A 12,159-nucleotide genomic window follows, 5' to 3' on the forward strand; every position below is an offset into this window, starting at 1 on the left:
CCGATCCTGATAATGAGCGGCTTTTGAGAACATTAGTATCTTTTACCATGTAATCCGTAACAAATCAGCATTTCTTTACTTCACTACAGAAAGCACCTCCGAAACCGGAAGGTAAGGTGCCGAAAGTTTCTTCATCAGGCGGCTAAAGAAAATCGTCGTTTTTTTTAAAAGCGCTCAGCACCTCATTGGTATTCAAAACAGTGGCAAATTCATTATTAATTTGCGCCAAAGCAGTTAAATGGATGGTTTCTGCATCGTAATGTTCGCCTTTGATACCTGTTTTTGAAAATGCAGCAGTTGCGTCGGCTACAACAAACGTATGGTACCCTAAGTTACCGGCCATCCTGGCCGTGGTTGATACGCAATGCTCAGTAGTAAGTCCCACAATTACTACGGTATCAATACCGGACTCTTCCAATCGCTGTTGCAAATCGGTACCTATAAATGAGCTGTTAACTGATTTGCTGATCACCGGCTCGCCTGGCACAGGTTTCACAATTTCTTTATGCGCATTACCTGGGTTATTTTCATTGAGCAGCGAATCGGGATTAATTGAGCAATGCTGAATGTGAAATAGCGGGAGTTGGTTGGCCCGCCAATAATCAAGTAATTTTCGGGCATTTACTTCGGCATCGGGGTTGTTGCGTTCGCCTCCCCAATAAGCAATGTTATCAAAACCCTGTTGTATGTCAATCAATATCAATGCAGGGTTGGTATTTTGGAGTGTTTTCATACCTCAAAATTGCAGCTTTACCAGGGCCATAATTTTGTTGTGAAGCTTTATTTGTTTGTTTTTAAAGCACAGGTTCGCTGCGGGCACTTTTGGGCGAAGCACCAAATCTTTGCTTGTAAACTTTTGAAAAATGCGAAATATTCTCGAAACCACTGCTGTAAGCTACAGCAGATACCGGATCGTGCGAATGTTTTAACTGGTAGTCGGCATACTCCAGCCTGCGGTTTAGTTGCCACTTTACAGGCGTTGTATTAAACCTGTCTGTAAATTCCTTTTTAAACGCGCTTACGCTTCGCCCGGTAAGTTTGGCCATATCGTCTATAGAAAGCTGCCTGTTAAAGTTATTCTCCATAAAATAGGCAAGGTCTACCTTTTTTTGGCTAACCAGGTCTTTTAAAAACGAAACAAAGGTTTTTGACTGATCGGCCGATAATATCTGCAACAATACCTGGTGAGAGGCAAATTTAACAATACACCTTGAATATTCCTGTGGGTGTGCAATGTGCCTGATAACCTGGGCAATGTTGGCACTTATAAATTCTGATGTTTTAAAAGTGAAAGGAGGCAAATCAGCGTTCAGTTTTTCCTGCTTAAACTCCGGCACATGGCTGTCCAAAAAATAATCTACAAATTCATTTTCCATAAAGATGAGCAGACTGGTATAATCATCTGACGGAAACAACTGGTAATTACCGCGCCTCCTGAACTGTATATCTCCCGCCATTAAATGCTGTACATAGCTGCCATACCTAACAACAATACTACCTGTTAAAATTACCTCCAGGCAGTGCGCGGTTTGCAGGGTATCGTCGCACCTGAAAGGCCGTTTTTTATCAATAAGGATACCGTACATGTCCGACAGTCGCAGCCGGATATGCGAATGATGATCAAGCAGGTCTTTAGGTATTTGTATCATCTTTAAAATTATTTGTACTAAGCTACGTGTTGCGCACCTATTTTTTAAACCCCGGTATCAATTGTAACAAACTGATGATATATAAAGTGAGGGGATTTCCTGAAGGGGCTGGATAGACGCGATTCAAAAGCACCGTTTTGTCATCGTGCAATCATGTTATCTAATTCCGGAACGATTGATCCGAAAAAGTTTTTACTTTCGGAACGTTCATTCCGATTAAAAACTGAACGCCTTTTTGACATGAAAAAATTAGAAAATAAAGTAGCGGTAGTAACCGGCGCATCTAAAGGAATTGGCGCGGGCATTGCTAAAAGTTTAGCTGCCGAAGGCGCAGCTGTAATTGTTAATTATGCTTCGGCAAAAGAAGGGGCCGAAAAAGTAGTAGCCGATATTGTAGCCGCCGGCGGTAAAGCTGTAGCTGTACAGGGCGATGTATCAAAACCGGCAGATGTAGAGCGCCTGTTTGCCGAAACAGAGGCCGCTTTTGGCGCTGTTGATGTGTTGGTAAATAACGCCGGTGTTTATGAATTTGGTGCTATTGAAGCAATTACAGAAGAACATTATCACCGCCAGTTTAATATCAATGTGTTGGGCTTATTACTGGTAACACAGGCAGCGGTAAAAAGTTTTGGTGAGCGCGGCGGCAGTATTATCAACATCAGCTCGACAGTAACACGTATTACGCCTCCGGGCAGCGCAGTATATACTGCAACCAAAGGTGCAGTTGATGCCATAACACAAGTATTATCAAAAGAGTTAGGCCCCAAAAAAATACGGGTTAACGCAATTAACCCTGGCATGGTAGAAACTGAAGGCGCAATTACAGCAGGCTTTATTGGCAGCGACTTTCAAAAACAACTGGAAACACAGGTACCATTGGGCCGTATTGGGCAACCGGAAGATATTTCACCTATAGCTGTGTTCCTGGCTTCTGAAGATTCGGGCTGGTTAACCGGCGAAATATTGATAGCCAGCGGCGGTCACCGTTAAGCATCATTAAAAATGATTAAATTTGCCCCGTTAACAACGGGGCTTTTTCTGTTTATGGCAAGAAGTAAAGATTTTGATGAAAGTGAAGTGCTGAAAAAGGCAATCTGCCTTTTTTGGGATAAAGGTTATAACGGAACCTCGATGCAGGATCTGGTAGATGGCCTCGGCATTAGCCGCTCCAGTTTGTACGATACCTTTGGCGACAAACACCAATTGTATATGAAGGCGCTGGAAAGCTACAAGCAAAGTTACGGCAGCCATTTATGTACCCTTACCAGTGAGGCGGCATCTGCCAAAGATGCTATCCGCAATTTATTAGAGCTGGTGGTAAAAGACCTCCTGAATGATGAACAACGCAAGGGCTGTTTTATGGTTAACGCAGGTATTGAACTGGGAAGCCATGACCAGGAGGTTAACCGTTTGATTAGCGACACTGAAGATCAGTTGGAGCAAACCTTTGTGAAAGTTATAAAGCAGGGGCAGCAAAAAGGCGAGATCAACAGTGTTAAGGACCCTATAGCGCTGGCCCGTTTTTTAAACAATACTGTTAAAGGCATGCAGGTATCAGTTAAATCAACTACCGACAGGCACTTTTTTGAAGATATTATTACTACCTCACTAACTGTATTGACGGCCTGAGAGCTGTTAAAAAATAAAAAGATCGTCATTGCGAGGAGTAAAATCCACGGACTGTGAAGGTGGGAATGACAATATAAAGCTATGTCATTGCGAGGAACGAAGCAATCGCGAACTGTGCAGATTCGCCCTGTATAGCATGCGATTGCTTCGTGCCTCGCAATGACACGGTGGACTTGTCATGGATAGGAGGAACGACGAAGACAACCGACCAAAGGGAGCTCATTAATACCTATAAAAATCAAATTATAATATTAATAATCCCCAAATTACAGGGCGGATTTGCATAGCGACTCTGTAAGTAGGGGATTGCTTCGTACCTTATAATGACGTCCACGCAAGTTGTTGATTATCAAATATGTTTTTTTTTGTAGAGACGCAATATTTTGCGTCTCCCGCTATACAGAGTGGATTTGTGAGATTTTAAATTTGCGTGTTGCATTTGCACGCGGGAGACGCAAAATGTTGCGTCTCTACACAAGCGCGTTAACGATGTCATCACTATTTTTTTCAGGTTTATCCTTGATCGATACTCGCAATGACGGGTGTATAAAAATATATTTGAAAGAAAATTAAACAGGCTCTAAAATCTATAGAACTTATTGCTTATTTAAAACGATAGGCCGATTTAAGGAAATTAACTCATCTTTATCCAGCTGATTTTCTCCTTACTTTTTCTTGGTTAAATTTTGCATCATCGCCTCGGCTACTTCTACAAAAACCGATAATTTCTCTTCGCTGATGCCGGTGTTTGCCATTTCATTTACTTCCTTCACCTTCTTTTCAATATAGGGGATGGATTTCAACGCGTTTGGTGATAGAGAGATTAAATGCTGCCGCCTGTCGGCCGGGTTGGTCTTCACCATCACTACCTCGTTTTCTTCCATTGAGAAAATGATGTGTGCTACTCTTGATTTATCGATATGCAACAACTCTGCCAATTGATTTTGGGTGATTGGCTTTTTTTGTTTGGCCAGCGTTAATAACACCTCAAAGTGATGATTCACTTTAAGGGAAGAGAGCTCCCTGCTCAGATTGCGGGTGTAAAAATAATTGATCAGCCTTAAGTTTTGCGATAGCAGTTCTGTGTTCTTCATCATTTGCTACTTGTTATTTTGTTTTACTGATGCCTTGTATTCATTGTGTTGGGCGTGTGTTTCAGCAATATCATATTCCAGCTCGGGATCGATATTTTGTGCTTCTACTTTCCTTGCTTTTTCCATCAGTTCTTCATGATGTTCCTGCAAATAGGCCAATTGTTTTTTTCCATAGGAGAATCGGGTAAATAAAACAAAAAGCACCGGCACAATAAATATGGAAATGGTGGATGAGGCAATCATTCCTCCTAAAACCGTCACACCTATGGTATTTCGTGATTCGGCGCCTGCACCGGTGGCTAATACCAGCGGTAATACACCTAAAATGAAAGCCAGTGAGGTCATAATGATTGGCCGTAACCTGAGTCGTACAGCTTCCAGGGTGGATTTTACCAGCTCTTCACCCCTATCCACCCTGATCTTGGCAAATTCCACAATCAGGATAGCGTTTTTTGCAGATAGACCGATCAACGTGATCAACCCTATCTGTGCGTAAACATTATTGGTAATGGTTGGCACGGCGGTAAGCGCCAGGATGGCACCAAACGCGCTTATCGGCACGGCCAACATCACCGAAAATGGCACCGACCAGCTTTCATACAATGCCGCCAGAAAAAGGAACACAAACATGATTGAGAACATGAAAATGTATACCGTAGTTGACCCTGCCTTTAATTCCTCATAACTTAAGCCTGAAAACTCATAAGTGTACCCGCGTGGTAACGATTTGGCGGCCAACTCTTTTAAAGCCTCAATAGCTTGCCCGCTGCTGTACCCCGGCGGGATAGAGCCATCAACCTCGGCCGAGCGAAAGATATTGAAGTGAGTGATAAGCGGGGCGGCCACTATAGGCTTATAACTGATCACGGCACTTAGCGGAAGCATTTGCCCCGCCGAATTGCGCACATAATATTTATTCATATTAGAGATGAGCGCCCGGTAAGCTGTATCGGCCTGTACAACTACGTGGTAGGTGCGGTTATACAAGGTAAAGTTGTTGACAAACAAACTGCCCATGTAGGCCTGCATGGTAGAAAAAACATCAGAGATGTTGATGCCGAGTTTCTCGCATTTTTCCCGATCCACATTAAGCTGATAGCTTGGTGTATGGGCTGAAAAGTAACTGTACGCTCCAGTCGTTGCGGGATTGGCTTTTGCTGCCGCCACAAACTTTTTAACTACTTTTTCAAAGGTGTAAATATCATCGGTTGAGTTACCCTGCTCAATTTGCATGCTGAAACCTGCAGCCTGGCCAATACCCCTGATGGGGGGCGGCTGGGCAACTACCACGTTGGCATTTTTGATACCCGCTTTGGCAATTTTTTGCTTGATCACATTCATCAGTCCCGGCACACGGGTATCAGGCGTGGTACGGTCATCCCAGGGGGTAAGCATGCAAAACATGGAGCCGTTGTTGGAGTTGGCCCCACCATTCAGGATGTTAAAGCCCGATATGGCCGTATAATGCTGAATCCCCTTGGTTGAAGCCACAATTTTCATGAGCTTGCTCATCACGTTTACCGATTGGATAGTAGATGAAGCCTCTGGCAATTGATAGGTTACGTACAATCGCCCCCCATCTTCTGCCGGAACAAACCCCGAGGGTTTTACTTTGAACAGCAGGATCGTACCCACACAAATACATACCAACAGAATAACAATATACCGTGCGCCTTTAATACTACGGTGTACGCCATTGGTGTACTTGAAAGTTATTCGCTCAAACATCCGGTTAAAGCCCCTGAAAAACCTATCGAGCCAGTTTGATTTATCCGTTACGGGCTTGGTAGGTTTCAATAATAAAGTACAAAGCGCCGGGGTTAAGGATAAAGCAATAAATGCCGAAAGGATCACCGAGATAGCAATAGTGATGGCAAATTGCTGGTATAACCGCCCAACTATCCCCGGGATAAAACCAACAGGCACAAATACCGATGCCAGGATGAGTGCGATAGCGATAACCGGTGCCGAAATTTCTTTCATGGCATGATAGGTAGCCTCTTTGGGCGACATGTGCTGCTCATCGATATAATGCTGCACTGCCTCTACCACAATAATGGCATCATCTACTACAATCCCTATCGCCAGGACAAAACCAAACATGGTTAAGGTGTTAACGGTAAAGCCTAAGGGGATAAAAAAGATGAACGTAGCCAATATGGATACCGGGATGGCCAATATTGGGATCAGTGTTGAGCGCCAGTTTTGAAGGAACAGGAACACCACAATGGCCACTAAAATAAGTGCTTTAATCAGCGTACCTATCACCTCCTGCATCGATACTTTGATAATAGTTACCGATTCAAATGGCACCACGTAATCAACATCTTTGGGGAATGATTTTTTTAATTTGGCCAAAGCAGCATATACGTTTTCTGCAGTTTGCAGGGCGTTGCTTCCCGGCGATTGATAGATCTGGATGGTAGAGGCCCGGTTACCATCCACAAAAGCATTACTTGAAAATGTGAATTTGCCCAACTCAACCCTCGCCACATCTTTAAGGTGCACCAGCTGACTGGTGCCCGGGATGCTTTTCACCACAATGTTTTCATAATCCTTTACCTTGTTGAGCATGCCATTTACCAATATGCCGGTTTCGTAAGTTTGAGCGGCATCCTGCGGTGGGGCACCAACCGAGCCCGCGGCAACGTACACGTTTTGCGCGTTTAAGGCAGCAGTTACATCGGCTGGAGTTAAGCTATAGGATGCCATTTTATCGGGGTTCATCCAGATGCGCATGCTGAAATTATCGGTACGGGCGCTTACATCGCCCACACCGGGCACGCGCAAAATAGCATCCTGGATAAACGTACTGGTGTAGTTATCTAAAAAGGTAATATTATGACTGTGCTTTGGCGAGTAAATAGCTACCAACATCAACTGGTCGGGGTTACTGGCGCGTACCGTTAAGCCCAATTTACTTACTACAGATGGCAGCAAGGGTGCGGCTATACCCACACGGTTTTGAACGTTTAGCGCCGCTATATGTACATTGGTGCCTATTTTAAAAGTTACCCTGATACCCATGCTGCCGCTATTGGTGCTGGTGCTGGTCATGTACTCCATACCCGGGGTACCATTTACCTGTTCCTCTATGGGCGTGGCTATATTTTGCTCCACGGTTTGCGCATCGGCACCCGTGTATGACCCGTTAACCGATACACTGGGCGGCGAGATATTGGGGTACTGATCAACCGCGAGGTTAACCAGGCAAATTACCCCGGCAATCATCAACACCAGCGATATCACGATGGCGGTTACGGGCCGCTTTATAAATGTATTTGAAATCATCCTTAATTAGCTTTTATGTAATGCACGGGATTTTTCAATCTCATATTCCAGTTCGGGATCAATGTTTTGGGCCTCCACTTTTTTGGCTTTCTCTGCCAGGTCGGCTTTATGCGCCTGTAGGTATTCCAGTTTTTCTTTACCGTAGGAGAAGCGGGTGATGAGCACAAATAATACCGGCACTATGAAAATAGCTAAGGTAGATGCCGCTATCATCCCCCCTAAAACCGTGAAGCCTATGGTTCTGCGAGCTACGGCGCCGGCCCCTGTGGCTAATACCAATGGCAAAACGCCCAAAACAAATGCAAGCGACGTCATGATAATTGGCCGCAACCTTAAGCTTACCGCTTCAAGTGTGGATTTGATGAGCTCCTCGCCCATATCTACCCGCACCTTGGCAAACTCCACAATCAGGATGGCATTTTTGGCCGCAAGCCCTATCAGCGTGATCAACCCGATTTGTGCGTACACGTTATTGGTTAAACTTGGTACCAGTACCAAGGCCAGGATAGCCCCCATGGCACCTATCGGCACCGCTAATAACACAGAGAACGGTACCGACCAGCTTTCATACAAGGCCGCAAGGAACAGGAACACAAAGGTGATAGAGAACATGAAAATGTAAATGGTTGTCGACCCTGCTTTGATCTCTTCATAACTCAGGCCCGAAAATTCAAAATCATAGCCTTCAGGCAATGTCCTTTTAGCCAGTTCCTGCATGGCAGCAATGGCCTCGCCGCTGCTGTGCCCTTCAGCAGCAGAGCCGTCTACCTCCGCCGTGCGGAAGATGTTGAAGTGCGAGATCAGCGGTGGCGCATCAACAGGTTTATAGCTCATGAGCGTACCAAGAGGCACCATATCGCCGGCCGAGTTACGCACATAGTATTTGTCCATATTGGCAACTACTTTACGGAAAGCCGTATCGGCCTGTACCACCACATGGAAAGTACGGTTATAGGTGGTAAAGTCATTGATGTACAAACTGCCCATATAAGCCTGAATGGTAGTGAACACATCGGCTACGTTAACACCCAGCTTCTCACATTTTTCCCTATCCACAGTTAAACTATAGTTCGGCGTGTGCGAAGTGTAAAAAGTGAAGGCTTTTGAGATAACCGGGTTTTTATTGGCGGCGGCCACAAACTTATCTACCACCTTTTGAAAATCCTGCAGGTTATCGGTAGTACTGCGCTGTTCAATCTGTAAACTGAAACCAACCGTTGTGCCAATACCCGGTAAAGGCGAGGGTTGAATTACTTCTACGTTAGCATCCCGGATACCAGCATCAGAAATCCGTTTTTGCAGTTCACCTATAATACCGGGCACCTGTTCTGTTGTTTTGCTGCGCTCATCCCAGGGGGCAAGCTGGCAATAAATGGTACCGTTGTTGGAGTTACTGGCATTGGTCACTACGTTTAAGCCCGATAGCGCCGCGTAATGTGCCACACCCGGCGTTGAACCGATAACCTTCATCAGTTTCGACATCACCTCAACCGATCTTGCGGTGGATGATGCAGGTGGTAACTGGAACGTAACATACAAATTGCCGTCATCCTCTGAAGGGATAAAGCCCGATGGCTTATGCTGGAACAAAAAGAACGTGGCCACGCAAATACACACCAGCAGGATCACGATAAAGCGCGATGCCTTTATGCTCTTTTTTACACCCTCGGTATACCTATCTGTTACCCTTTGAAACCAAGTGTTGAATTTGAAAAACAGTTTATTAATACCTTTAGCATCGGCATCAATGTGCGATGGTTTTAACAATAGTGTACATAATGCCGGCGTTAATGATAAGGCGATAAAAGCCGAGATAATTACCGATATGGCGATGGTGATGGCAAACTGCTGGTACAAACGCCCAACTATGCCGGGGATAAAGCCTACCGGCACAAACACCGCTGCCAATATCAGCGCGATGGCGATTACCGGTGCCGAAATATCTTTCATGGCCTGGTAAGTAGCCTCCTTGGCCGACATGCCCTCATGATCAATATAATGTTGCACGGCCTCCACCACAATAATAGCATCATCCACCACAATACCTATCGCCAACACAAAACCAAACATGGTTAGGGTATTAATGGTAAAGCCCAGCGGTATAAAAAAGCAGAACGTACCAAAAATAGATACCGGGATAGCCAGAACCGGGATGAGCGTTGATCGCCAGTTTTGCAGGAACAGGAATACCACCACAGCAACCAGGCCCAGTGTTTTCAATAAGGTCCCCACCACATCTTCCATAGAAACCTTAACTACCGTAACCGATTCAAACGGAACCCGGTATTGTACGTCAGATGGGAAATTAGTTTTCAATTTTGCCAAAGCGGCGTATACACCGTTGGCAGTTTCTAAAGCGTTACTACCCGGTGCCTGGTAAATTTGCAGGTACGATGCCTTGTGTCCATCGACAAAGGAGTTACTGGAGAACGTGAATTTACCCAACTCAACCCGGGCAACATCTTTCAAATAAACCAGTTGTCCGGTTGCCGGGATGGTTTTTACAATCACCTTTTCAAATTCAGACACTTTACTTAGCCTGCCATTTACCAGGATGCCCAACTCATAAGTTTGACTGGAAGCCTGCGGCGGCACACCTGCAGTACCTGCCGCTACCTGCACATTCTGGGCATTAAGCGCGGCAATTACATCAGATGGGGTTAAGCTGTAAGCTGCCATTTTATCCGGGTTCATCCAGATGCGCATACTAAAATCATCTGTAAAGCGGTTAATGCTGCCCACACCAGGAACACGCAACAAGGCGTCCTGAATAAATATATTGGTGTAGTTATCTAAAAAAGTAATGTTGTGCGTGCCTTTGGGGGCGTAAATAGCCACCATCATGAGCATACTTGGGTTTACCGCGCGTACAGTTAATCCAAGCCTGCTTACCACGGCAGGCAACAGGGGGGTAGCGATACTTACCCTGTTTTGCACATCGAGCGCGGCAACATCTATATCCGTACCCATTTTAAAGGTTACGTTCATGCTCATTTGTCCGTTGTTGGTATTGTTGCTTTGCATGTATTCCATGCCCGGAGTTCCGTTTACCTGCTCTTCAATGGGCGTGGCAACGGTTTGCTCAACCGTTTGCGCGTCGGCACCGGTAAACTGGCCGTTAACCTGTACAATAGGCGGCGTAATATCGGGGTATTGATCTATCGGCAGCATGAGGATACTCACGGTACCGGTAATGATCAATACAATAGATATCACGATGGCCGTTACAGGTCTTTTTATAAAAGTATTAGCGATCATAGGATGTCTTCGTCTAAAATTTTTTGTTTGTTAATGTTACCACTAACGGGCTTTACCGCCTGCGGATGGGCCTACCTTGTTGGCGGTGGTTATTTTTGAACCATCGTGCAGTAACTGCACGCCATCAACTATCACCCGTTCGCCCTCGTCAATACCACTTTTGATAATCATGTTGGGGCCAATGGTTTCGCCAACCTGTACCTTTTTCTGAAACGCTACCAGTTTTTTGATCTTGTTTTTTGCCGAATCGGCACCCGCTTTAGGGTTGTTCATCATGGTATCTTTGGCGGTATACACAAAGTATTCGCCCATTTGCTCCACAACGGCTTTGCCCGGTACTACAATTTGCGGCCCCGGCTCCTGGTTGTGCACACGTACCACGCAGCTCATACCCACCCTTAACATCCCTTTAGGATTTGGAAATACCAGCCTGATGGTGATAGCGCCGGTTTGCGAATTCACCGCCCTGTCTATCACCGCTATTTTGCCGTTTACCGGGTAAAGCGAGTTATCTGCCAATAAAATGGTGAACAGCGAATCGGTTGGCTCGTGTTTGCTTTGCTGCAGGCGCTCAAATTTGGGCAGCTGTTTTTCGTTGATCACAAAATCAACAGCCATAGGGTCGTTGGTTGAAATAGTGTTTAACACAGTAGTGCCGGCGGTTACCACGTTACCCAATTTCACCTGGCTTAAGCCAATGGTACCATCAAAAGGTGCATATACTTCGGCGTAGCCTAAATTGGTTTTAGCCGCTCTTACCGCCTGGTCTGCCGATTTTACCTGGCTTTTGGCGTTATCAAAAGTGATCACGGCATGGTCATACAGCTGCTTGGCCACAGCATTATATTTATTGAGGTACTCATAGCGGTCAGCATCCTGCTGAGCCTGTAAAAGAGTCCCCTCGGTAACTTTACGATTGGCTACTGCGGCGTCATAGCTATCCTGGTAAATACGTTTGTCTATTTCGTATAGCTTTTGACCTTTTTTAACCTCGGTTCCTTCGGTAAAAAATATGCCGGTTATGGCACCCTGCACCTGTGGCAACAAGGTTACCTGGCTCAGTGCCGCCGTGGTTGACGGATACTTATCATAATACAAAACCCGCTTTGCCTTCACCTTGTACAGGTTTACGGGCACTTCGGTATTTTCGGGCGGCTGCTTCTTTTGGCAGGCGGCAAAAAGTACAATACTTATAACAATGGCATTTAAAAATACGCGCTTCATCGGACTTGGTTTTT

General features: G+C 45.3%; 8 protein-coding genes. 2 read left to right on the top strand and 6 right to left on the bottom strand.

What is annotated here, in order from left to right; translation table 11 throughout:
- Positions 1–142: 142 nt before the first annotated feature.
- Entirely contained in the window at positions 143–733 is a 591-nt protein-coding gene (locus FHS10_RS02120) for a cysteine hydrolase family protein (protein WP_259087210.1), read from the bottom strand.
- A gap of 61 nt (positions 734–794) precedes the next feature.
- The gene (locus FHS10_RS02125; RefSeq protein WP_259087211.1) at positions 795–1,649 is read right to left on the bottom strand and encodes a helix-turn-helix transcriptional regulator; all 855 of its coding nucleotides are present in this window, start codon (positions 1,647–1,649) and stop codon (positions 795–797) included.
- Positions 1,650–1,889: 240 nt separating this feature from the next.
- On the opposite strand from FHS10_RS02125, the gene FHS10_RS02130 reads away from it, so the two are divergent.
- Together FHS10_RS02130 and FHS10_RS02135 are read left to right on the top strand one after the other, a co-directional pair.
- A complete protein-coding gene (locus FHS10_RS02130) occupies positions 1,890–2,639 on the top strand; it encodes an SDR family NAD(P)-dependent oxidoreductase (RefSeq protein WP_259087212.1) in 750 nt (249 codons plus the stop codon).
- Positions 2,640–2,651: 12 nt separating this feature from the next.
- Positions 2,652–3,278 (top strand): TetR/AcrR family transcriptional regulator, encoded by a 627-nt coding sequence (locus FHS10_RS02135; protein ID WP_259087214.1) that lies wholly within the window; start codon positions 2,652–2,654, stop codon positions 3,276–3,278.
- Between the two features lie 665 nt (positions 3,279–3,943).
- Here FHS10_RS02135 and FHS10_RS02140 read toward each other — a convergent pair.
- Genes FHS10_RS02140 through FHS10_RS02155 form a run of 4 tightly spaced genes read right to left on the bottom strand, consistent with a single transcriptional unit; the run spans position 3,944 to position 12,145 of the window.
- Positions 3,944–4,375, bottom strand: coding sequence for a MarR family winged helix-turn-helix transcriptional regulator (locus FHS10_RS02140; RefSeq protein WP_259087216.1), 432 nt, complete (start codon positions 4,373–4,375; stop codon positions 3,944–3,946).
- A 3-nt stretch (positions 4,376–4,378) separates the two neighbouring features.
- The gene (locus FHS10_RS02145) at positions 4,379–7,663 is read right to left on the bottom strand and encodes an efflux RND transporter permease subunit (RefSeq protein ID WP_259087217.1); all 3,285 of its coding nucleotides are present in this window, start codon (positions 7,661–7,663) and stop codon (positions 4,379–4,381) included.
- 6 nt (positions 7,664–7,669) lie between these two features.
- Complete coding sequence (locus FHS10_RS02150; protein ID WP_259087218.1) at positions 7,670–10,921, bottom strand: efflux RND transporter permease subunit; 3,252 nt, start codon at positions 10,919–10,921, stop codon at positions 7,670–7,672.
- A gap of 42 nt (positions 10,922–10,963) precedes the next feature.
- Positions 10,964–12,145 (bottom strand): efflux RND transporter periplasmic adaptor subunit, encoded by a 1,182-nt coding sequence (locus tag FHS10_RS02155; RefSeq protein ID WP_259087220.1) that lies wholly within the window; start codon positions 12,143–12,145, stop codon positions 10,964–10,966.
- Positions 12,146–12,159: the final 14 nt, after the last annotated feature.

Origin of the sequence: Mucilaginibacter dorajii (genome assembly GCF_024808255.1) — a bacterium.
Classification (GTDB): Bacteria; Bacteroidota; Bacteroidia; order Sphingobacteriales; family Sphingobacteriaceae; genus Mucilaginibacter; species Mucilaginibacter dorajii.